21 protein-coding genes are annotated in these 21,105 nt (G+C 65.2%); 14 read left to right on the top strand and 7 right to left on the bottom strand.

The window, feature by feature from the left end:
- The first annotated feature begins 11 nt into the window (after positions 1-11).
- The 8 genes from AB7532_RS31015 (at position 12) to AB7532_RS30980 (ending at position 9,705) form a co-directional block, all read left to right on the top strand.
- Complete coding sequence (locus tag AB7532_RS31015; RefSeq protein WP_441238468.1) at positions 12-626, top strand: hypothetical protein; 615 nt, start codon at positions 12-14, stop codon at positions 624-626.
- Positions 627-850: 224 nt separating this feature from the next.
- Positions 851-1,981: a helix-turn-helix transcriptional regulator gene (locus AB7532_RS31010; RefSeq protein WP_441238467.1), complete on the top strand. Its 1,131-nt coding sequence runs from the start codon at positions 851-853 to the stop codon at positions 1,979-1,981.
- 37 nt (positions 1,982-2,018) lie between these two features.
- A complete protein-coding gene (locus AB7532_RS31005) occupies positions 2,019-2,840 on the top strand; it encodes an NAD-dependent protein deacetylase (protein WP_441238466.1) in 822 nt (273 codons plus the stop codon).
- Positions 2,841-2,981: 141 nt separating this feature from the next.
- On the top strand, positions 2,982-5,066 hold the full coding sequence (locus AB7532_RS31000; protein ID WP_441238465.1) for a hydantoinase/oxoprolinase family protein: 2,085 nt from the start codon (positions 2,982-2,984) through the stop codon (positions 5,064-5,066).
- Between the two features lie 2 nt (positions 5,067-5,068).
- Positions 5,069-6,727 (top strand): hydantoinase B/oxoprolinase family protein, encoded by a 1,659-nt coding sequence (locus AB7532_RS30995; protein WP_441238464.1) that lies wholly within the window; start codon positions 5,069-5,071, stop codon positions 6,725-6,727.
- Between the two features lie 36 nt (positions 6,728-6,763).
- Positions 6,764-7,762, top strand: a complete 999-nt coding sequence (locus tag AB7532_RS30990; protein ID WP_441238463.1) for a TRAP transporter substrate-binding protein — start codon at positions 6,764-6,766, stop codon at positions 7,760-7,762.
- Between the two features lie 10 nt (positions 7,763-7,772).
- Positions 7,773-8,366 (top strand): TRAP transporter small permease subunit, encoded by a 594-nt coding sequence (locus AB7532_RS30985; RefSeq protein WP_441238462.1) that lies wholly within the window; start codon positions 7,773-7,775, stop codon positions 8,364-8,366.
- Between the two features lie 31 nt (positions 8,367-8,397).
- A complete protein-coding gene (locus AB7532_RS30980; RefSeq protein WP_441238461.1) occupies positions 8,398-9,705 on the top strand; it encodes a TRAP transporter large permease in 1,308 nt (435 codons plus the stop codon).
- 51 nt (positions 9,706-9,756) lie between these two features.
- Here the strand turns inward: AB7532_RS30980 and AB7532_RS30975 are convergent, their stop codons facing one another.
- Positions 9,757-10,401 (bottom strand): glutathione binding-like protein, encoded by a 645-nt coding sequence (locus AB7532_RS30975; RefSeq protein ID WP_441238460.1) that lies wholly within the window; start codon positions 10,399-10,401, stop codon positions 9,757-9,759.
- 116 nt (positions 10,402-10,517) lie between these two features.
- On the opposite strand from AB7532_RS30975, the gene AB7532_RS30970 reads away from it, so the two are divergent.
- Complete coding sequence (locus AB7532_RS30970) at positions 10,518-11,180, top strand: TetR/AcrR family transcriptional regulator (protein ID WP_441238459.1); 663 nt, start codon at positions 10,518-10,520, stop codon at positions 11,178-11,180.
- A 6-nt stretch (positions 11,181-11,186) separates the two neighbouring features.
- On the opposite strand, the gene AB7532_RS30965 is transcribed toward AB7532_RS30970, so the two are convergent.
- Entirely contained in the window at positions 11,187-12,470 is a 1,284-nt protein-coding gene (locus AB7532_RS30965; RefSeq protein WP_441238458.1) for a malonyl-CoA decarboxylase domain-containing protein, read from the bottom strand.
- 13 nt (positions 12,471-12,483) lie between these two features.
- A complete protein-coding gene (gene mdcA / locus AB7532_RS30960) occupies positions 12,484-14,130 on the bottom strand; it encodes a malonate decarboxylase subunit alpha (protein WP_441238457.1) in 1,647 nt (548 codons plus the stop codon).
- 108 nt (positions 14,131-14,238) lie between these two features.
- Between mdcA and AB7532_RS30955 the strand changes: the two genes are divergently transcribed.
- Entirely contained in the window at positions 14,239-15,099 is an 861-nt protein-coding gene (locus AB7532_RS30955; protein WP_441238456.1) for a LysR substrate-binding domain-containing protein, read from the top strand.
- 23 nt (positions 15,100-15,122) lie between these two features.
- Here AB7532_RS30955 and AB7532_RS30950 read toward each other — a convergent pair whose 3' ends face one another.
- On the bottom strand, positions 15,123-16,088 hold the full coding sequence (locus AB7532_RS30950; protein WP_441238455.1) for a 2-hydroxyacid dehydrogenase: 966 nt from the start codon (positions 16,086-16,088) through the stop codon (positions 15,123-15,125).
- 144 nt (positions 16,089-16,232) lie between these two features.
- Here AB7532_RS30950 and AB7532_RS30945 point away from each other — a divergent pair, with 144 nt between their 5' ends.
- The 4 genes from AB7532_RS30945 (at position 16,233) to AB7532_RS30930 (ending at position 19,068) form a co-directional block, all read left to right on the top strand.
- Positions 16,233-16,601 carry a YciI family protein gene (locus AB7532_RS30945; protein ID WP_441238454.1) on the top strand — a complete coding sequence of 123 codons (369 nt, stop codon included), beginning with the start codon at positions 16,233-16,235 and terminating at the stop codon, positions 16,599-16,601.
- Positions 16,598-17,890 (top strand): RNA polymerase sigma factor, encoded by a 1,293-nt coding sequence (locus AB7532_RS30940; RefSeq protein ID WP_441238453.1) that lies wholly within the window; start codon positions 16,598-16,600, stop codon positions 17,888-17,890. Before AB7532_RS30945 ends, AB7532_RS30940 begins: the two co-directional genes overlap by 4 nt.
- A gap of 194 nt (positions 17,891-18,084) precedes the next feature.
- Entirely contained in the window at positions 18,085-18,621 is a 537-nt protein-coding gene (kdpF, locus tag AB7532_RS30935; RefSeq protein WP_441238452.1) for a K(+)-transporting ATPase subunit F, read from the top strand.
- Positions 18,622-18,654: 33 nt separating this feature from the next.
- The gene (locus AB7532_RS30930; protein WP_441238451.1) at positions 18,655-19,068 is read left to right on the top strand and encodes a VOC family protein; all 414 of its coding nucleotides are present in this window, start codon (positions 18,655-18,657) and stop codon (positions 19,066-19,068) included.
- Between the two features lie 104 nt (positions 19,069-19,172).
- Here the strand turns inward: AB7532_RS30930 and AB7532_RS30925 are convergent, their stop codons facing one another.
- The 3 genes from AB7532_RS30925 to AB7532_RS30915 form a co-directional block, all read right to left on the bottom strand.
- The gene (locus tag AB7532_RS30925; protein WP_441238450.1) at positions 19,173-19,535 is read right to left on the bottom strand and encodes a hypothetical protein; all 363 of its coding nucleotides are present in this window, start codon (positions 19,533-19,535) and stop codon (positions 19,173-19,175) included.
- Positions 19,536-19,960: 425 nt separating this feature from the next.
- Positions 19,961-20,302, bottom strand: a complete 342-nt coding sequence (locus AB7532_RS30920; protein WP_441238449.1) for a hypothetical protein — start codon at positions 20,300-20,302, stop codon at positions 19,961-19,963.
- A gap of 269 nt (positions 20,303-20,571) precedes the next feature.
- Positions 20,572-21,009 (bottom strand): hypothetical protein, encoded by a 438-nt coding sequence (locus AB7532_RS30915; protein ID WP_441238448.1) that lies wholly within the window; start codon positions 21,007-21,009, stop codon positions 20,572-20,574.
- Positions 21,010-21,105: the final 96 nt, after the last annotated feature.

Below are 21,105 nucleotides of genomic sequence, written 5' to 3'. Positions count from 1 at the left end.
ACGCTTTCGCGATGACGCTGCGTTGGGTGAGTGCCGGCCTCGGTATTCTGGTTCTCGGGCTCCTGATCCTGGGCGCGGTGACGACGTATGCGCAACAGACCCCGCCACAGCCGCACCAGGCTGCGCCACCGCCGTCCGCGCAGCAGCAGGCCGCAGCCAAGCCTGCCAACATCGACCGCAATGGCGTCTTGATGTTGATCCGCTCGACGCTGCTCGCGCTCGACCAGGCCAACAAGACCGGGAACTACACCGTGCTGCGCGACCTCGGCGCGCCCGGATTCCAGGCCAACACCGCCGCGAGACTTGCGGAGATCTTTGCCAAGCAGCGCGGCGACAAGCTCGACCTTTCCGGCGTCGCCGTCATCGATCCGCAATTGTCCTTGTTGCCGCAGATCGAGCCGAACGGGCTGTTGCACATGGCGGGATTTTTTCCGTCGGTGCCGTCACAGGTGAATTTCGAGCTGCTGTTCGCACCCGTCGACGGACAATGGCGTGTGTTCGGCGTCTCGTTGTCGGTCGGTCAATCCGCACCGGTCGCGCCGCCGGCGCCTGAAGCGCCAGCTAGCAAGGCCGTCGTCTCGCAAAAGCAGCCTGTTCCGGCGAAATCGAGTGTGCCCTCGAAATAGCTCATGTCGATGCCCCCGGGGCATACGAAGACGATCGCGATTGCTCAACGATGCAGCAGGTCGATCGCGCTGTAAGCCGATGATGATTGCACACCGTTGCATCGCGCATGGCGCATTGCGTCAATCGAACGGTTGAAGTTTTGCTGTCGTCACGTACATCGTGGTAGCGTGTTACTGAAGGCGCAAATGCCAAATCTGTTGTGCGACATGTTCGAGAGTCGGCCGTGACGTCTGAAGCCGCTTTGCTTTCAGATCTGATCGGCCTCGTTTACGACGCCGCGCTCGATCCCACGCTTTGGCCTCGCGCGCTGGAGCAGGCCTGCCTGTTCGTCGGTGGCTCCTCCGGAAGCCTGTTCTGGCACGATGCGGCCACGGAGCAATCCGCGGTGCTGCACATCTTCAATGAAGATCCACGCTACACGCAGCTCTATTTCGAGAAATATCTTCCCCTGAACCCATGCTTTCCGGCCGCCACCTTTGTCGAGGCTGGTGTCGTGTGCGGATCCTGCGACCTCATCCCCTTCGATGAGATCGCCGAGACCCGCTTCTACGCGGAATGGATGAAGCCGCAGGGCATCATCGACGCCCTCGCGGCGAACCTGGAGAAGACTGCGACGAGCGCCTCGATCCTCGCCGTCCGCATGCATGAAAAGGACGGCCTCGCCGATGCCGACGATCGCCGCCGGCTCGCGTTGATCGTGCCGCATTTTCAGCGCGCAGTCGGGATCGGGCGGCTGTTCGACCAGAGCAAGAGAGCGCAGGCAATTCTGACCGAGGCGATCGACAGCGTATCTGCCGCCGTCTTCATGGTCGGTCTCAATGGACGCCTCGTTTTCACCAATGAGCCGGGACGGTTCATGCTGAGCGAGGGCGCGCTGCTCACCGAGCGAAATGGCATGTTGACCGCAACGGGGCCCGAGGCCCAGCGCGCACTGCGCGAGGCGCTTGTCGCCGCCGAGAACGGCAATGCCACCGCCGACAATGGCGGCTCGATTCCGATCGTCGGCGCGCAAGGCCGCTGGTTCGCCGACGTGCTGCCATTGACCTCGGGCGACCGCCAGCGCACCGGTGCGTTGCATTCCGCCGTCGCCGCTGTCTTCGTGCGCAGGACCTCGCTGGCAAGTCCGCCCCCGCTCGAGGCGCTCGCCAAGCTCTACAAGCTCACGGCCAGTGAGATCCGCGTGCTCGATTCCGTCATGAAGGTGAGCGGGGTGAAGGCGCTGGCCGAGGCCCTCGGGCTGACGCAGGCCACGGTCAAGACCCATCTCCACAACGTCTTCCGCAAGACCGGCACCGCACGGCAGAGCGAGCTCGTGAAGCTGATCGCCGGGTTCGAGCCGCCGAAGCGGCCGTGATCTGGCAAAACCCGCCGGCGCGGACTACATCTGCGCCATGGCAAACCCTCCGCTGGCAAACCAACCGCTCCAGGACTTCGTCGGACGGCACGAACGCCTTTTCGTGTTGACCGGTGCCGGCTGTAGCACCAATTCGGGCATTCCCGACTACCGCGACAGCCACGGCAACTGGAAGCGGACCCAGCCGGTCAATTTCCAGGCCTTCATGTCGGAGGAACATACGCGCCAACGCTATTGGGCGCGCAGCCTGATCGGCTGGCGCCGCTTCGGCCAGGCAAAGCCGAACGATGCCCATCATGCGCTTGCCCGGCTCGAGGCGAGCGGGCGGTGCAGGATGCTGCTGACCCAGAATGTCGACCGCCTGCATCAATCTGCCGGCCATCGTCAGGTGATCGACTTGCACGGCCGGCTTGACCTCGTCCGCTGCATGGGCTGCGGCGCCAGGACGCCGCGCAACGAATTCCAGGATGCGCTCGGCCGCGCCAATGCGGAATGGCTGACGCTCGACGCTGCGGACGCGCCTGACGGCGATGCCGATCTCGATCACGCGGATTTCTCGTCGTTCCAGGTGCCGGCCTGCGACGCCTGCGGCGGCATCCTCAAGCCTGATGTCGTGTTCTTCGGCGAGAACGTTCCGCGCGACGTCGTCGCCGATGCGCAGGATCACCTGGCGCAGGCCGACGCGATGCTGATCGTCGGCTCCTCGCTGATGGTCTATTCCGGCTTCCGCTTCGTGCAGGCCGCCGCGCAACGACAAATCCCGATCGCTGCGGTCAATCTCGGACGCACCCGCGCCGACGATCTGCTGACGCTCAAGGTCGAGGAGCGCTGCGAAGCGGCGCTTGCATTCCTGCTCTGATCGGATGCGACGCGAACACGCCTTGCCTATTGCATAGGTGCCGCGCAGAATAGCCGTGCGTAGCGTTGCCCGCGCGCTTCATGGCATGGAAATTGCTGCGTTTTCGCCCTGAGTTCTGACGATCAGCCGGAGTATTTTGGAATGCTTGAGGGAGCCGAAGTACGGCTTGCCGTTGATATCGGTGGCACGTTCACCGACATCGTGCTGGACGTGGGCGAGGTGCGCAAAACCCGCAAGGTGCTGACGACGCCGCAGCGGCCGGAGCAGGCGGTGCTGGATGGAATGCGTCTCATCCTTACTGACGCGCGTGCGCATATCAGCGACATCGATGTCTTCATTCACGGCACGACGCTGGCAACCAACGCCATCATCGAGCGCCGCGGCGCCAAGACTGCGCTGATCGCAACCGACGGCTTTCGCGACGTGCTCGATATCGGCACCGAGAGCCGATACGACCAGTATGATCTCGGCATCGACAAGCCGAAGCCGCTGGCGCCGCGGTCCCTGCGCTTTACCGTGTCCGAGCGCATCGACGCGCATGGCGCCGTCCGCCTCCCGCTGGACGAAGCGGCCGTGCGCGCACTCGCGCCAAGATTGCGCGAATTGAAGGTCGAGAGCGTCGCGATCGCCTTCCTGCATTCCTATGCCAATCCCGAGCACGAGCGCCGCACGGCTGCGATCCTCGCCGAGGAAATGCCGGGCATCTCCGTGACCATATCGTCCGCCGTGTGCCCGGAGATCCGCGAATACGAGCGCACATCGACCGCTGTCGCGAACGCCTATGTGCAACCGCTGATCGACGGCTATCTTGCGCGCATGTCCGATGCCTTGCAGGTCGAGCAGTATCGCGGCGCCATCTATCTCGTGACCTCCGGCGGCGGCGTCACCTCGATCGAGACGGCGCGGCGCTTTCCGGTGCGTCTCGTCGAATCCGGTCCTGCGGGCGGTGCGATCTTCTCGGCGCAGATCGCGGCGCGTCTCGGCGAGACCAAGGTGCTCTCCTTCGACATGGGCGGCACGACTGCAAAGATCTGCCTGATCGAGAAATACCAGCCCGAGACCTCGCGCGTGTTCGAGGTCGATCGTGCCGCACGCTTCCTGAAAGGCTCCGGTCTGCCGGTGCGCATCCCCGTGATCGAGATGGTCGAGATCGGCGCCGGTGGCGGTTCGATCGCCCATGTCGACGCGATGAAGCGCGTGACTGTGGGCCCCGAGAGTGCCTCGTCGGAGCCCGGACCGGCCTGCTACGGCCGCGGCGGCCAGCGTCCGGCCGTGACGGATGCGGACGTGGCGCTCGGCATGATCGATCCCGACGCCTTTGCGGGGGGCACGATCAAGCTTGATCCTGAGCTCTCGAAACAGGCGCTGCTGCGCGCCGTCGGCGAGCCGCTGGGCCTGTCGGCGGAAACCGCGGCCTATGCCGTGCACGAGGTCGTCTGCGAAAACATGGCCAGCGCCGCCCGCGTGCATGCGGTTGAGCGCGGCGAGATTGTCGGCCAGCATACGCTGATCGCCTTCGGCGGTGCAGCGCCCCTGCATGCCGCGCGTGTCGCCGAGAAAATCGGCGTGTCCCGTGTGATCGTGCCGTCGAATGCCGGCGTGGGCTCGGCTGTCGGCTTCCTGGCCGCTCCCATTGCCTACGAGCTGGTGCGCAGCCGTCACGTCCGGCTCGACGATTTCGACACCAAGGCGGTTTCAGATCTCTTGCAGGAGATGGTGACCGAAGCGCGGGCGCTGGTGGAGCCAGGTGCCGCCGGTGCGCCCGTGCGTGAACGCCGCGCGGCTTTCATGCGTTATGTCGGCCAGGGTCACGAGATCACGGTGGAGCTGCCGAACCGGCCGCTGACATCGGCCGATCTCGCCGGCCTCCGCCAGAAGTTCGAGGCGGATTACTCCGCGTTGTTCGAGCGATCGATACCGGGGGCCGCGATCGAAGTGTTGAGCTGGTCGGTGCTCGCGACCACCGATGCGCGCAATCCGTCCACCGTCGCTGCCGTCGCGCGTACGCCGGCAGGCAAGGCGTCCGGCAGCCGCAAATTCTTCGACGGCCGTGCAGGCGAGGTGATCGAGATCCCGCTCTATCGCCGCGAAGACATGACGCCGGGCGCCACCATCGCCGGCCCCGCCGTGATCGCCGAGGACGAAACATCTACTTTTGTTTCGAACAGTTTTGACGCGCATATCGACGGTGCCGGCAGCATCGTCATGGAACGGAAGGCGGCCTGATCATGAGCAAGGCAAATGGCGCGAGCCTGATCGACCTTCAGATCATGTGGCACCGGCTGATCGCCGTGGTCGAGGAGCAGGCGCAGGTGCTGCTCCGCACCGCCTTCAGCCCGATCGTGCGCGAATGCGGCGATCTCTCGGCCGGCGTGTTCGACCTCAAGGGGCGCATGCTGGCGCAGGCGGTGACCGGCACGCCCGGTCACGTCAACTCGATGGCGGAATCGGTCAAGCACTTCATCGACCACTTCCCGCTGGCGACGATGAAGGAGGGCGACGCCTATATCACCAACGATCCCTGGATGGGCACCGGCCATCTCAACGACTTCGTCGTGACCACGCCCTGCTTCAAGGACGGCAAGGTCGTCGCCTTGTTCTCCTGCACCAGCCATCTCATGGACATCGGCGGCATCGGCTTTGGCCCTGATGCCACCGACGTGTTCATGGAGGGGCTCTACATCCCCATGCTGAAGCTGATTGACCAGGGCGTCGTCAACGAGACGCTGATGGCGATGATCCGCACCAACACGCGGCTGCCGATCGACACCGAGGGCGACACCTATTCGCTGGCCGGCTGCAACGATGTCGGCTGCGAGCGGCTGGTCGAGATGATGACCGAGTTCGGCATCGACACGCTCGACGAGCTCGGCGATTACGTCTGCGACCGCTCGCGCGAGGCGGTGCTTGCCGAGATCGCCAAACTGCCGAAGGGGACTTGGCGCAACACCATGGTGGTCGACGGCTATGATGCGCCGGTGACGCTGGCCGCGACGCTGACGATCTCGGATGCAGGCATTCACGTCGATTTCGACGGCACCACCGCCGCCTCGAAGTTCGGCATCAACGTGCCCTTGTCCTACACCATCGCCTACACCGTGTTCGGCCTCGGCTGCGTCGTCGCCTCGCAGATCCCGAACAATGCCGGTTCGCTCTCGCCGCTGACGGTCTCGGCGCCTCCCGGCGCGATCCTCAATGCGCCGAAGCCGGCGCCGGTCGCCTCGCGCCACATCATCGGCCAGATGCTGCCCGACGTCGTGTTCGGCTGCCTGCGCCAGATCATTCCCGAGCGCGTTCCGGCGGAAGGCACCTCGTGTCTGTGGAATCTCAATGTGCGCGGCCAGACGCGTTCGGGCGCCGGCGGCAATTACGGGTTCTCGATGGCGGTGACGTCCAATGGTGGCACCGGCGCCCGCTTCGGCAAGGACGGCCTGTCGGCAACCGCCTATCCGAGCGGCGTGCGCGGTACGCCGGTCGAGATCGCGGAGACACAGACGCCGTTGATCTTCTGGCGCAAGGAGCTGCGTCCAGATTCCGGCGGGGCAGGGCGCACCCGCGGCGGCCTCGGCCAGATCATCGAGGTCGGCAGCGGCGTCGATGCGCCGTTCGACATTCTGGCGGCGTTCGATCGCATCGATCACCCGCCGCGCGGCCGTGACGGCGGCAAGAACGGCGAGGCCGGCTATGTCGGCCTGAAGTCCGGCAAGAAGCTGCGCGGCAAGGGCTTCCAGCAGGTGCCGCCGGACGACCGGCTGGTGGTGCTCACGCCCGGCGGTGCCGGCATCGGTGCTCCCGGCGAGCGCGATCGCACGGCGGTGAAGGACGACATCGAGAGCGGGCTGGTGTCCGCTGACAATGCGGCTGCGGTTTATGGGTACGCGCGTTGATGCTGTTGCATCGCGCGTCGTGAACGGAGGGGCTCAATGATCACGCGACGTAACTTCACTGTGGGCGCAGCGACGCTGCTCGCCGCCGGCCACATCTCGACCCGTGCGCGGGCCGCGACCGTGAGCTGGGATATGTCGACGGTGTGGCCGGACGGCAATTTCCACACCCAGAATGCGATAGCCTTCGCCGAAGAGGTCAAGAAGCAGAGCAGCGGCTCGGTCGCGATCACCGTGAAGGCCGGCGGCCAGCTCGGCTTCAAGGGCCCGGAGCATCTGCGCGCCGTGCGCGATGGCCTCGTGCCGCTCGCCGACGTCCTCAACATCCAGCAGGTCGGCGACGAGCCCTTCATGGGCGTCGAGAGCATTCCCTTCCTCTGCGGTTCGATGGACGAGTTGAAGGTGCTGCACAAATATGTGCGGCCCGAATACGAGAAGGTCGCTGCGCGCAACAACCAGAAGATCCTCTATATCGTGCCGTGGCCGACGCAGTACCTGCATCTCAAGACCAAGGTCGCCGATATCGAGGGCCTGAAGAACATCAAGATCCGCGTGCCCGACAAGAATGCGGTGGATATGCTGGCGGTCGTCGGCATGGCGCCGGTGATGATCCCCTGGGGTGAAACGATTCCGGCGCTCGCTTCCGGCGCGGTGTCGGGCGTCTCCACCTCGGCGGTGTCGGGCGTCGACGGAAAGTTCTGGGAGTTTCTGAAGTACATCTACCCGACCAACCATGTCTGGTCGTCGCAGATGCTCACCGTCAATCTCGACTCGTGGAAAGCGCTCAGCGCCGATCAACAGAAGCTCGTTGCGGATGTCGCAGCCCAGATGGAGCCCGCCTTCTGGGCGAACTCGCTCAAGGCCGACGTCGACAGCCTCAACCGCCTCAAGGAGGGCGGCATGGAGGTGGTGCCGGTCTCGGGCGCCATGATCACGGACATCCGGGCCAAGACCGCGCCGCAGCTCGATGCGTTCCTCAAGCGCGTGCCGGCGGCCGACAAGCCGGTGCGGGCCTATCTCGCCGAAATGAAGCGCTGAGGTCCAGGCCATGACCAGCGTTTCGCCCGCGGCTCCGCAAAGTCTCAACGCGGCGGCGCCCGCGCCGCTTCGCATCCTGCTCGACGGCATCGACCGTCTCGGTCGGCTCGACGGCTGGATCGGCGGCGGCTGCCTGCTGATGCTGACGTTTCTGATGTTGTGCGAGGTCGCCACGCGCTTCCTCTCCAACTTCCTGCCGTTCTTCCCGCCGACGATCTCGATCGCCTGGGAATACTCGTCCTACCTGATGGCGGCGTCCTTTACCTTCGGCGCCGCCATGACACTGCGCGTCGGCGGCCACATCCGCGTCGTCTTGCTCCTCAAGAACGTGCCGCCACCGGTGCAGCGCGCGATCGAGGTTCTCTCGGCGGCTGCCGGCTTCGCCTTCATGGCGTTCTTGTCCTCCGCCATGGCCAAATTCGCCTGGGGCGCCTTCGTTCGTGGCCAGGTTTCGACTTCGAGCGATACGCCGCTGTGGTTTCCGCAAGCGGTCGTCGCCTTCGGCATGCTGTTGCTCACCCTCCAGTTCCTGGCGCGCACGATCCAGGCGGCGCTCGGCCTGCCGTTGGAGGATCACCGCATGAAGGCCTCTCCCGTCGAATGATTGCCTTGCTCGCTCCCGGATCCAGGATTCCATGACCATCGAAGTCGTCGCTCTCTTCGTGATTCTGTTCGCGCTCCTGGCGGGCGGCGTCTGGATCGGCCTCACGCTTGCGCTCACCGCGACGCTGCTGCTCGCGATGTTCCGCTCGATCCCGCTCGACAAGCTGCTGCCGCAATACGCCTGGAACATCCTGACCACGCAGGAGCTGCTGGCGCTGCCGCTGTTCATCCTGATGGGCGAGCTGCTGTTCCGCACCCGCCTGTCGCGCTCACTATTTCAAGGCCTTGCGCCCTGGGCCGGCCTTCTGCCGGGCCGCCTCCTGCATGTGAACGTGATCGGCTGCACCATCTTCGCGGCGATCTCCGGCTCGTCGGCTGCGACCACGCAGGTGATCGGCCGCATGTCGCTCAACGAGCTGCTGCGCCGCGGCTATTCGCGCGACATCGCGATCGGCTCGCTCGCCGGCGCCGGCACGCTCGGCTTCCTGATCCCGCCGTCCAACATCATGATCATCTATGGCGTGCTCGGCGATGTTTCCATTCTCAAGCTCTTTACCGCGGGCGTGCTGCCCGGCCTGCTGCTGGCCGCCACCTTCATGGGCTGGGTCATGCTGCACACGACGCTCAAGCCCGCGATGGTGCCGGAGACGGAAGCGAAGCTCTCGCAGGTGCCGTGGGGCGAGCGTTTCGCGGCGCTGAAGGATCTCGCGCCGGCGCTGTTCCTGATCGCCTGCGTGCTTGGTTCGATGTATGGCGGGCTCGCGACGCCGTCGGAGGCCGCGGCCGTCGGCGTGCTCGGCGCCGGGCTCGTCGCCTGGGTGCAAGGCTCGATGTCGCAGCAGGTGATCCGCGACGTGCTGATCGGCTCGGTCGTGACCTGCTCGATGATCGCGCTGATCGTGCTCGGCGCATCGATCCTCGGCAATGCCGCAGCGTTCCTCGGCATCCCTCAGGCTGTCGCCGCCTTCGTGAAAGGCCTCGGCCTGTCGCCGTTCATGCTGATCGTGGTGCTGATCATCTTCTATCTGATTTTGGGCTGCTTCCTCGACGGCTTCTCGATGATCGTGATGACGCTGCCGATCGTGCTGCCGATCGTGAAGGGCGCCGGCTTCGACGAGATCTGGTTCGGCATCTTCCTGGTGCTCGCCGTCGAGATGGCGCAGATCACCCCGCCGGTCGGATTCAATTTGTTCGTGATCCAGGGCCTGACCGAAGACGGTCTCGGTTATATCGCGCGCGTCACGCTGCCCTATCTCATCATCATGTTCGGCTTCGTGCTGCTGCTGACGCTGTGGCCCGGCATCGTCACGGTGCTGCCGCGGGTGCTGTACGGCGGTTGAAGTCGCGCCGTCCCGGCCATGCGGCCGGGACGGCGTTTCAATCGGACTGCCTTACGCCGCGGCCTTCTTCCGCGCCTGCTCGGCCTTGTACAGCTCGAACTCCTCGGCGATCGCCTTCGCCACCGACGGCCGCTGCCGCAGGCGGTCGTGGTACGCCTTCAGGTTCGGCCATTTGGCGAGCTCGATCGGCGGCGTCGCCATGGTCCAGTTGATGACCGTGACGAGATAGGCGTCGGCCACGCTGAAATGGTCGAGCAGGAACTCGCGCCCCTTCAGGTAATTGTCGAGATAGTCGAGCCGCGACAGGTTCTTCTCCAGCGTATAGGCCTTCATCTCCTGCGGCGCCTTGCGGTCGAGCAGCGGGATGAAGAGGCCCTTGTGCAGCTCGGTGCCGATGAAGCAGAGCCATTGATGCAGCCGGGTGCGATCGATGCCGGCCGTGGCGCCGAGGCCGGATTGCGGGAAGCGATCGGCGACATATTGCAGGATCGCCGCGTTCTCGGTCAGCACCACGCCCTCGTCGGTGCGCAGCGTCGGCACCAGTCCGATCGGGTTGACGGTGCGGAAGTCGGTGCCGTCGTTCAGCACTGTCTTGGTCGGCGGATCGACTTCGAGATAATTCGCTTCGGCGCCGGCTTCGTACAGCGCGACGCGGGTCGCCATCGAACAGGCGAGCGGCGAGAAATAAAGATCCATCTTGGGCCTCCTTGGGCAATTCCTCGTTGTGACTTTCGGAGTGTCGCTCAACCTGGCCAGATTGATTTTTGTACCATCTTGCATATTATATCGACGGTCAAGGATTAATTTGCGAAATGGTACAAAAATCAAAGCCGCCAGCTGCTGCCAGCGAACCCGAGCGCCGCGGCGAGCCCAAGCGTCGGGGACGGCCGCGCGCCTACGAGCCGGACGTCGCGCTCGGCAAGGCGCTCGACCTGTTCCGCAGGCAGGGTTTTGCCGCGACGTCGCTGGATGATTTGAGCGAAGCCACCGGCATGAACCGGCCGAGCCTCTATGGCGCCTTCGGCGACAAGCGCGAGCTCTACATCAAGAGCTACCAGCGCTATCGTGAGGAAGCGCGGGCATCGATGGTGGAGATTTTTCGCCAGGAAATGCCGGTGCGCCAGCGGCTGGAGCGCATCTTCGCCTCCGCGCTGAACATCTATCTCTCCGGCGAGACCGGTCCGCGGGGCTGCTTCACGGTGGTGACCGCCGCATCGGAAGCCGTCGGCGATCCCGAGATCCGCGCGATGGTGCTCGATGGCCTTACCGAGCTCGACAAGGCCTTTGCCAATTGCTTCCGCAAGGCGAAGGAGAAGGGCGAGCTGCCGGAGAGCGCCGAGCCGGCCGTGCTGGCGCAGGTCGCATCGTCAACCGTGCACTCCATTGCGATCCGTTCACGCGCCCGCGTCTCGCGCAAGGATCTGGAGGCGATCGTGAAGGGCGCGATCGACGTGATGGTGGGCGCCAAAGGGTAGGTGTCGCTAAGAGACGGTGCGTGCATCGCCTCCCAGCAGCGCATCCACCGCCGCGGACCGCACGATCCGGCCGTCTTGTGCGAACGCTTCGTGGTTCTCCTCGATGCTGTCGTGGTCGTAGAGGTAGTTGACCATGATCCCGAAGGATTCCTCGATCGCGCGCGGAGCGGTGTTGCCGAGCCAGTTGATGCGCTCCAACCGTGCGCCGTTTCCGAGGTGAAACCGCGCCACCGGGTCGATCCTGCTCCCGGCCGCAGCCGTCTGCGTCAGATAAAGCGCGCATGACCGCAGCAGGCCGGTGCGCAGGCGCTCGCTCCGTTCTTGATCCTGCCACCAAGCCTGCCCATCCGTCTCGCGCAACAACGCCGAGAGATGCTCGTCGGCGGCGGCGTGACGGCCGAGCCAGCGCCGGAAGCCCGGCACCGGCGACAGGGTGGAGAAGCGATTGAGCCGCGGAAACTCGCTGCGCAATTCCTCGACCACCTGCTTGATTAGGAAATTGCCGAAGGAGACGCCGCGCAGCCCGTCCTGGCAATTGGAGATCGAGTAGAAGATGGCGGTGTCGGCGCGCGCGGCCTGCGCACGCGCCGTATCAGCGTCGAAATCCTGTACCAGCAAGGGCGGCACGGCGGCGGCCAGCCCTTCCACCAGCGCCACCTCGACGAAGATCAGTGGCTCGCCCGGAAGCGCGGGATGGAAGAAGGCGAAGCAGCGCCGGTCGGGTGCCAGGCGCCGCCGCAGATCGTCCCAGCCGTGGATCTCGTGCACGGCTTCATAGGCGATCAGCTTCTCCAGCACCGCGGCGGGGGATTGCCAGTCGATGCGCTCAAGCGTCAGAAAGCCGCGATTGAACCAGGACGCGAACAGATGCTTCAAATCGGCGTCGAGCAGCTTCAATTCGGGCTCCGTGCCGAGCCGTCCGCCGATCTCGCTGCGCATCGCGACCAGCGACGCTGTGCCGCCCGGCGCCATGTTCATGCGGCGCAACACCTCCTGCCGCGGCGGATCGGCCGCCTTCGCCAGCGTCGCGGCGGCCTCGGCCGTATCATCCGCAAGATAGCGCTCGGCGGCTGCGCGCAGCGCCGCCCGGTCAGGCTGAAACGCGGTGGCGAGGAAATGCTGAAAACCGAATCTCGCCTCGGGATCGAGCGCACGGATGGCGTCGTGCAGCTCACGTGCGATCAGCGCGCCCGATGCTTCGCCGCGCTCCGACAGCAGCGAGGCTGCGAGCTGGCTGGCGCGATCGAGTGGGGGCAGGACGCCGCGCGGACTCTGGGTTGCCGGATTCATTGTCATCTCCTGCTCAAACCGTTGCGTGGTTGCGGAATTTTGCGGGGGGCTCGTAGAGCCCGCCGGATGCCGTGACGAGATCGTCGATGGTCTTGGCAGCGAGCCAGTCGCGCGTCGCCGTCGTGGTGTCGATGCCGAGGTCGGACGGCAGCATCACGATGTCGCGCCGGCGCAGGCTCTCCGTGACCGCAGGCGATTGCCGCCGGCCGAAATCGGTGTCGCCGGCGATGGCGCGCAGCGCGGTTTCGCGCTCTTCCGCCGAGCGGCAGCGCAGCAGGTTGCAGACGCCTTGCTCCGTGACGACGTGGGTGACGTCATCGCCGTAGACCATCACCGGCGGCAGCGCGAAGCCGGCGGAGACCGCGAGGTCGAACGCATCGAGACGCTCGACGAAGCTCGGTGCGCCGTTCGGCTGGCGCGTCTGCACCATCTGCACCACCAGCTTGCGGCCGCGCAGGCTCTCGCCCGCCTCCCGGCCCGCTTGCAGCCAGGCTGGGCTGTCGTGGCGCCGTCCGCGCGCGTCCGCGCCCATGTTCGGCGCACCGCCGAAGCCGGTGATCCGGTCGCGGGTCGCCGTCGAGCTGTTGCCCTGCGCGTCGATTTGCAGCGTGCCGCCGATGAAGAGATCGCAGGCGTATTGCCCGGCGATCTGCGCCAGCGCGCGGTTCGAGCGCAGATTGCCGTCGGCGCCGACCGGAAACAGATCGGCATGCCCGGCGACATAGCGCTCCATCCCGAGCTCCGAGCCGAAGCAATAGACGTTGTCGACGAAGCCCGCCTCGATGGCGGGGATCAGCGTCGGGTGCGGGTTGAGCACGAAATTCCGCGCCACCTTGCCCTTCAGCCCGCGCTGCGCGGCGAAGGTCGGCAGGATCAGCTCGATCGCCGCGGTCGCATAACCGATGCCGTGGTTGAGGCGCGCCACCTGAAACGGTTCGTAGATGCCGGCGATCGCCATCATCGCCATCAGCACGTTTTCGTCCCGGATCTTGGCGGGATCGCGCGTGAACAGGGGATCGATCCGATAGGGCTTCGGGCCCTGCACCACGACGTCGACCCAGTCACCGGGAATATCGACCCTCGGCAGCCGGTCGACGATCTCGTTGACCTGGACCACGACGATGCCGCTGCGGAATGCGGTGGCCTCGACAATGGTCGGCGTGTCCTCGGTATTCGGACCGGTGTAGAGATTGCCGTCGCGGTCCGCCTTGTCGGCGACGACGAGCGCGACCTGCGGCGTCAGGTCGACCAGCATGCGGGCATAGAGTTCGAGATAGGTGTGGATCGCGCCGATCTTCAGCGACTTGGCGGCGACCAGCTCGGCGAGGCGGCGGCCCTGCGGCCCCGCGAAGGAGAAATCCAGACGGTTGGCGATGCCGCGCTCGAACACCGCGAGGTGCTCGGGCAGCGCCAGAACCGATTGCACCATATGCAGGTCGTGAACGCGCGCCGGATCCATCTTGGCCAGCGCGGCGGCGAGAAAATCCGCCTGCTTCTGATTGTCGCCTTCGAGCGCGACGCGGTCGCCGGACATGATGATCGTTTCGAGCAATGGCGTCGCCTGTTCGGGCGGGCAGATCTTTCCGCTGAAGCTGCAGACGTCCCGGGCGCGGGTCAGCCGCGACGTGCGGTCGGCCTGATGTCGTGATGAGCTGGACATGATGAACCTCGTTCGCTTGCTGTTGGGCTGGTGCGAACGTAGGAGCCTATCATTGATTATAGAAACGATATTGTATAATATGATTGATCATAAAATCGGATCAATGCCGTGCTCGACTTCGAACTGTTGCGGGCCTTCGTCGCGGTGGCGGACTATGGCGGCTTTCACCGCGCGGCCGAGCGACTCAACCTGACCCAGTCGACGATCAGCCAGCAGATCAAGCGGCTGGAGGCCGAGACGCGCCGGCCCCTGTTCCGGCGAACGACGCGCAGTGTCGCGCTGACGGACGAAGGGGAAATGCTGCTCGGCGACGCCCGCCGTCTGCTTCAGCTCGAAGAGGCTGCACGGGAACGGCTGAGTGCGCCGCGCCTGTCGGGAACGGTTCGTCTTGGCGTTGTCGAGGAAGTGGCCGGCGGCTCGCTGCCATCGGCGCTCGGCCGCTTCGCCGCGCTCCATCCGCGCGTCAAGCTCGAGGTGCAGATCGGGGTCAGTGCGGAGCTGATCGAACAACTCGGTGCAGGCCGCCTCGATCTGGTCTTCGCCAAGCGTCCGCTCGGAACCTCGAAGGGACGGTTGGTGTGGCGCGAGCCGCTGGTCTGGGCCGCGGCCGACACGTTCGATCTCGTCCCCGGCGTGTCCGTGCCGCTGGCGCTGTATCGCGAGCGCTCGGTCTCGCGCGATGCGGCGCTGTCAGCCCTGCGCGACAGCGAACTCGCCTGGGAGATCGTCTACACCAGCCCGAGCCTGACTGGCGTGCGCGCAGCCGCCGTCGCGGGCCTCGCCATCACGCCTCTTCCGCTCAGCGCGATCACAGCGGGCCTGCGTGTTCTCGGAATCGCCGAAGGGCTGCCGACGCTGCCTGATCTCGAATTCGCGCTCTACGAAAAGACCAGGCCGGACAAGGCCGCGGTCGCGCTTGCAGCGGCCCTGCTGGCGCTTGCGCAGGGGCCGATGCGTCCGACCATCTGAGCCGGAGCGCATCCTTCGGGCGGCTAATACCCCCGCACCCGGTCCACCACGTTCTCCAGCGCGCCGCCCTTCTCGAACCGCGCGATCTGCTCGGCGACATAGGCCGAGATCGCGTCCGCATCGGTGTCGGCCGCGTTGTGCGGGGTCAGCAGCACCTTCGGGTGAGTCCAGAAGCGGCTGTCCTTCGGCTGCGGCTCCTGCACGAAGACGTCGAGCGAGACGGCGCCCAGCGTACCGTCGTCGAGGCAGGCCAGGATGTCGGCTTCGTTCTGAAGGCCGCCGCGGCCGGCATTGATCAGCACGGGCGCGCCGAACGGACCCTTGCGATTGAGCTTGGTGAAGACGTCGCGGTTGAGGATGCCGTGCGTATCAGGCGTCAGCGGCAGCAGGCTGACGAGAATATCGGTCTTGCGCAGGAACGCGTCCATTCCGTCAGTGCCGTGGAAGCACTCGACGCCCTCGATCGCGCGCGGGCTGCGGCTCCAGCCGACGACGCGGAAGCCGAGCCGCCGCAGCACGTCAGCCGCATCGGCGCCGAGCGTACCCAAGCCCATCATGCCGACCGTGACGGCACCGGCTGGCCACTGATAAAGTGGCTCCCAGCGCTTTGCGCGCTGCGAGTCCCGCAGGTAGAACTCCTGGCGGTGATGCATCAGGACATGCAGCACGACATATTCCGTCATGCGATTGGTGAGATCAGGCACGGCGACGCGTACCAGCGGTACGTCAGGCAGGCTCTGGTCCGCCATCAGCGCATCGACGCCCGCGCCGAGATTGAAGATCGCTCGCAGATTGGGGAAGGCGCCGAGATCGCCCGGCACCGGCTTCCACACCGCGGCATAGTGCACCTCGGCCGGATCGAGCGAGGCATCGGGCAGCAGCACCACGCGGCGGCCACTGCTGATCGCGTCGAACCGGGCCTTCCAGCGCTCCGGCAGCCAGTTCTGCTGCGTGCTGTTGATCAGGACGGCCAGTGTACCCATGGTCATTCGACGTGCCTCGTCAGGTTCCGCTTTTGGTGGCCCTCCTTGGCACGATCCGACGGATTTTTCTCGCAAATTCTTTCCGCAGTCCTGTCGGGCCGAGGCATATTGGATCGTCTTTAAAACAAGCGTTCAGGGAAGGTGCTGCCCATGCTTTATGCGATCCTTTGCTATCATGACGAGGACTTCGTCGGCTCCTGGAGCAAGGACCAGGACGAGGCCGTGATGAAGAAGCTCGCCGTGGTGCAGGAGAATCTCACCAGGCAAGGCAGGCTCGGCCCCGTGGCGCGGCTGCTGCCGACCACGGCGGCGGCGACATTGCGAAAGGAAGACCCGCCGCTGGTGCTCGACGGCCCCTATGCGGAGACCAAGGAGCAGTTGCTCGGCTTCTACATCGTCGACTGCAAGAACCTCGACGAAGCCCTCGACGTCGCGCGCGACCTCGGCTCGGCCAATCCCGGCGGCGCCTATGAAGTGCGGCCCGTCGGCGTGTTCCGGCCCGGAGGGATTTCGGCGTGAGCGAGGCCGACACCGCCTGGATCGAGACCGCGCTGACCTCGGCGCGACCTCAGGCGGTCGGCGCGCTGCTGCGCTATTTCCGCGATCTCGACACCGCCGAGGAGGCGTTTCAGAACGCCTGTCTGCGCGCGCTGAAGACGTGGCCGCAGAACGGGCCGCCGCGCGATCCCGCGGCCTGGCTGATCATGGTCGGCCGCAACGTCGCGATCGACGAGGTGCGACGCACCCGCAAGCAGCAGCCGCTGCCGGAGGATGACCAGGCGATTTCCGATCTCGACGATGCCGAAGGCGCGCTCGCCGAGCGGCTCGACGGCTCGCACTATCGCGACGACATTTTGCGGCTGATGTTCATCTGCTGCCACCCGCAGCTGCCGGCGACGCAGCAGATCGCGCTCGCGCTGCGCATCGTCTCCGGGCTGACCGTGAAGCAGATCGCGCGCGCCTTCCTGGTGTCCGAAGCGGCGATGGAGCAGCGCATCACGCGTGCCAAGGCGAAGGTCGCGGAGGCCGGGACGCCGTTTGAAACGCCCGGCGCGATCGAGCGCTCCGAGCGGCTCGCCGGCGTCGCGGCGATGATCTACCTGATCTTCAACGAGGGCTATTCGGCGAGCGGCGATACCGTCGAGATCAGGAAGCCGTTGTGCGAGGAGGCGATCCGGCTGGCGCGGCTGCTGCTGCGGCTGTTCCAGAGCGAGCCCGAGATCATGGGACTTACGGCGCTGATCCTCTTGCAGCATGCCCGCAGCGCCGCGCGCTTTGCCGCGGACGGTTCGCTGATCCTGCTCGACGACCAGGACCGCGCGTTGTGGAATGGCACCATGATCGCGGAGGGTCTCGCTTTGATCGACAAGGCGATGCGCCACCGCCGCAGCGGGCCCTACCAGATCCAGGCTGCGATCGCCGCGCTGCATGCGCGCGCCGCGACGCCGGATGAGACCGACTGGACCCAGATCGATCTGCTCTATGGCGCGCTCGAACTGGTGCAGCCGTCGCCGGTGGTGACGCTCAACCGCGCGGTCGCGGTTTCCAAGGTACGCGGGCCGCAAGCCGCGCTCGATCTGATCGAGCCGCTGGCGCCGAAGCTCGCCAACTATTTCCATTTCTACGGCGTGCGCGGCGCCTTCCTGATGCAGCTCGGCCGCAACGAGGAAGCCCGCATTGCCTTCGACCGCGCCATCGCGCTCGCCAACACCTCGGCCGAAGCCGCCCACATCCGCATGCACATCGATCGCCTGATCCGGGACAGCCAGCCGAAGGAGGCGGCGTCCGGCAAGGTGAAGGTGAAATAGGGCTTGGCTCTCTCGACGCCGTCATGCCCGGGCTCGTCCCGGGCATCCACGTTCTTTCCATCCGCGCCAAGAACGTGGATGGCCGGGACAAGCCCGGCCATGACGTGGGGCGGGGACTGCGCCAAAAATCCGTTGCCGAATTGTCGGCCCCGCCGTTCCCCGTTCGTCCTTTGCCCGTATCCAGGGAGCCATTCATGCTGAAAGCCATTGCCATCATCGCCATCGTGCTCGCGGTCGGACTAGCGGGCATCCTCGTTTTCGCGCTCACAAAACCCGACACATTCCGCGTCGAGCGCTCGCTCGCCGTGAAGGCGCCGGCCGATGCGATCTATCCGCTCGTTTCCGATTTCCACCGCTGGACCGGCTGGTCGCCCTATGAGAACCGCGATCCCGCCATGAAGCGGACCTTTGGCGGAGCGGCACAAGGCAAAGGCGCGACCTATGCCTGGGACGGCAATAATAATGTCGGCGCCGGCCACATGGAGATCCTCGAGGCGAACGGGCCGTCAAAGCTCCGCATCAAGCTCGATTTCGAGCGTCCGTTCGAAGGCCACAACACCGCCGAGTTCACCTTTGTGCCGCAAGGCGATGCCACATTGGTCACGTGGGCGATGTACGGTCCGGCCCCGTTGATGTCCAAGGTCATGCAGGTGTTCATCAACATGGACAGCATGATCGGCAAGGATTTCGAGGCTGGCCTCACCAGCCTGAAGAAGCTCACAGAGAAGTAACGCTCTCAAGAAGTGAAGACGAGGAGAGAAACGATGCTCAATCCCTATCTGTTCTATCAGGACAATTGCGAAGCGGCGTTCAACTTCTACGCCAAGACTCTCGGCGGCAAGATCGACGCCATGATGCGGTCATCGGACGCGCCGCCGGATATGCCCGCGGCGCCCGGCCGCGAGAAGATGATCATGCATGCGCGGATGTCGCTGCCCGACGGCAGCGTCTTGATGGCCTCCGACGTGCCGCCGGAGCATTTCAGCAAGCCGCAGGGCTTTGCGATCTCGTTCACGGTCACGGACCCCGCGGACGGCGAGCGCAAGTTCAACGCGCTCGCCGACGGCGGCTCGGTCAGCATGCCCTTCAGCAAGACGTTCTGGGCCAAGGGCTTCGGCATGTGCGTGGACCGGTTCGGCATCCCCTGGATGGTGAACTGCCCGGCCGAGGGAATGTGACAGGCGCGGCCGCTTGATGCGTCGGACGGCGCTTCCTCTCTCTGCCGCGGGAGAGGAGCCCGCCCGAGGCCGTCACGCCATGCGCGAATCGGCTGCGTATTCGTTCAACGGATCGACCCGGTGACATCCTCGCCCGGCGACGGCTGTCGAACGCAGCGCGGGCAGATCACGAGCTTGGTGCCGAGCTGCCTGTCGTTCTCCGCTTCGATTTCGTCATGGACCGCCCACCACGCCTCTGAGTACGGGCGCAAGGTGCCGAGCACTCTTTCGCGCTCCTGATTGGGGCTGTCTTGCACAGGGGGCGCGTTCGCCGCGCTCCGCTTTGTGACAAGAGGCCGGCTCGAGACCTTGTTGGGATTCTGGCCGAAGCCATCCCATGCGATCGGCCGGCGTTCCTGCGCCGGCGCGACCGCGCATCCCATGAGCGTTGCGCAAAAAGTAAGCAAGACAAAGCCGTGTCGCATCATGCCGGACCCTTGGTGCGGTACGCGACACGCAAACGCCGCACGCGGGAGCTTGCATCGCGACGATTAAATGGAACCTAAGGGAAACGACGGGGCGGGCATGGCCGATTATGATCCTGCTCTCGCATCACATTGCGAGAGCAGTGAGGCCGCTTCGTGAATGATGCGGACTGCATCGCACAATAACTGGCGCAATATTAGGCTGTGAACGGCGCGTCAGAATCGCTAATCATTTGTTCATAAATTCTACAAACTGGGGCGGGCGTGATTTGGAAGGGGAGCGACCGATGGCGGCGGCGCTACAGATCAACTTTGCACTTTGGGGTATGCTCATCTGCGCGAGTATGGAATTGGCGCAGATGATCCAGAAATTCTACTAGGCCTGACGAATTGCGTGCCGGGTGCCATTGCGCCGGCGTGCCTGCCTGCTAGCTCACGAGCAAGGCGATCAACGTGAAGCTGACGCTTGCGATCACCAGCATCGAAAGAACGTAGTTGCGCGGCCGTGCCGTCCGCACCGGCAGCCTTCGCCGCTGCAATGGCCCGCTCGCCGGCCATGCTGGCATGGGCGGTGCGAGCCCGGGCCGCGCGCCCGAGCCGGCATATTTCACATAGAGCTCGAGCAGCCGCAGCTCGGACGTGAGGTCCATCAGGCCCTCGCGGTCGCGCCGCGACAGCAGCTCGAACTCGACGGTTTCCTCGGAGCTCAACTGGCCAAGGACGATGCGTCCCTGCTCCGACAGGCGGTAGCGAAAATCGATGGGCTGCACAGCTCGCGACCCGTTTGAAAATGAACAATCTTGAAAAAGCGGAACCATCCTCGTCTGTGACCACTGCTGAAAATATGAAGCCGCCGCAGCCTCAGTCTGGACAGCATCATCATAGACCTTGGGGAAAAGCCGGAAACCGCGTAATTTGTGCAGCCATTGCGAAGCGCTTGAGCGGATTTCATGCCGGAACAGTCGGAATTCTGCAAAACTGCCTAATCGCCGGACAGTGCCGGATGAACGCGGTCATGTCGCGCCTGGCCGCCTGATCCTTACCGGCAGCGCGGATAAATCGCGGCGAGGTCGCGGCCCTTCAGCAACAGCAATCTGGACGAGAGGCCGCCGCGGCGGCTGATCCAGTCGCGCACCGGACCGGGATAGGCTTCCAGCACCGCCTCGGATGCCTCCGGCTCGGCATAAAAGCGCCCGCGCCGGTCGACCGAGCGCGCCGCATGGAAGCCGAGCACGGCGCGTTTCGTCACGCAGATGCGCTCGCCCGGCACGATGCTCAGCACCAGCGTGCAGGCGGACAGGCACGGTCCGTCGATCACCACGCGTTCGCCGCTCTCGCGCACCTTCTCGAACAGGTCGAGGAACGGGCCGACCTGTCCACCCGGCGACTGGATGATGCGGATTTCGGCGGCAGCGGGTGCGGCGGCCAGCAGCGCGGATGCGAGCATCAGGGCTTTGAGGAAGGGAACGCGTTGCATGAACTCTCCGCACATTCGGTGCCGTAGGGTGGTTAGCGAAGCGTAACCCACCATCTTTCTCGCGGCACGAGAAGAGGTGGTTTACGCCCAGCGCCC

This window comes from Bradyrhizobium sp. 930_D9_N1_4 (assembly GCF_052076015.1).
Lineage (GTDB): Bacteria > Pseudomonadota > Alphaproteobacteria > Rhizobiales > Xanthobacteraceae > Bradyrhizobium.
This window is presented reverse-complemented; position numbering and strand designations above follow the sequence as displayed.

Bases quoted from the DNA above. Each gene is read 5' to 3' on its own strand.
- AB7532_RS31015 (WP_441238468.1), top strand. From the start codon at position 12: ATGACGCTGCGTTGGGTGAGTGCCGGCCTCGGTATTCTGGTTCTCGGG.
- AB7532_RS31005 (WP_441238466.1), top strand. From the start codon at position 2,019: ATGGCAAACCCTCCGCTGGCAAACCAACCGCTCCAGGACTTCGTCGGA.
- AB7532_RS31000 (WP_441238465.1), top strand. From the start codon at position 2,982: ATGCTTGAGGGAGCCGAAGTACGGCTTGCCGTTGATATCGGTGGCACG.
- AB7532_RS30995 (WP_441238464.1), top strand. From the start codon at position 5,069: ATGAGCAAGGCAAATGGCGCGAGCCTGATCGACCTTCAGATCATGTGG.
- AB7532_RS30990 (WP_441238463.1), top strand. From the start codon at position 6,764: ATGATCACGCGACGTAACTTCACTGTGGGCGCAGCGACGCTGCTCGCC.
- AB7532_RS30985 (WP_441238462.1), top strand. From the start codon at position 7,773: ATGACCAGCGTTTCGCCCGCGGCTCCGCAAAGTCTCAACGCGGCGGCG.
- AB7532_RS30980 (WP_441238461.1), top strand. From the start codon at position 8,398: ATGACCATCGAAGTCGTCGCTCTCTTCGTGATTCTGTTCGCGCTCCTG.
- AB7532_RS30975 (WP_441238460.1), bottom strand. From the start codon at position 10,401: ATGGATCTTTATTTCTCGCCGCTCGCCTGTTCGATGGCGACCCGCGTC.
- AB7532_RS30970 (WP_441238459.1), top strand. From the start codon at position 10,518: ATGGTACAAAAATCAAAGCCGCCAGCTGCTGCCAGCGAACCCGAGCGC.
- AB7532_RS30965 (WP_441238458.1), bottom strand. From the start codon at position 12,470: ATGAATCCGGCAACCCAGAGTCCGCGCGGCGTCCTGCCCCCACTCGAT.
- mdcA (WP_441238457.1), bottom strand. From the start codon at position 14,130: ATGTCCAGCTCATCACGACATCAGGCCGACCGCACGTCGCGGCTGACC.
- AB7532_RS30950 (WP_441238455.1), bottom strand. From the start codon at position 16,088: ATGACCATGGGTACACTGGCCGTCCTGATCAACAGCACGCAGCAGAAC.
- AB7532_RS30945 (WP_441238454.1), top strand. From the start codon at position 16,233: ATGCTTTATGCGATCCTTTGCTATCATGACGAGGACTTCGTCGGCTCC.
- kdpF (WP_441238452.1), top strand. From the start codon at position 18,085: ATGCTGAAAGCCATTGCCATCATCGCCATCGTGCTCGCGGTCGGACTA.
- AB7532_RS30930 (WP_441238451.1), top strand. From the start codon at position 18,655: ATGCTCAATCCCTATCTGTTCTATCAGGACAATTGCGAAGCGGCGTTC.
- AB7532_RS30925 (WP_441238450.1), bottom strand. From the start codon at position 19,535: ATGATGCGACACGGCTTTGTCTTGCTTACTTTTTGCGCAACGCTCATG.
- AB7532_RS30915 (WP_441238448.1), bottom strand. From the start codon at position 21,009: ATGCAACGCGTTCCCTTCCTCAAAGCCCTGATGCTCGCATCCGCGCTG.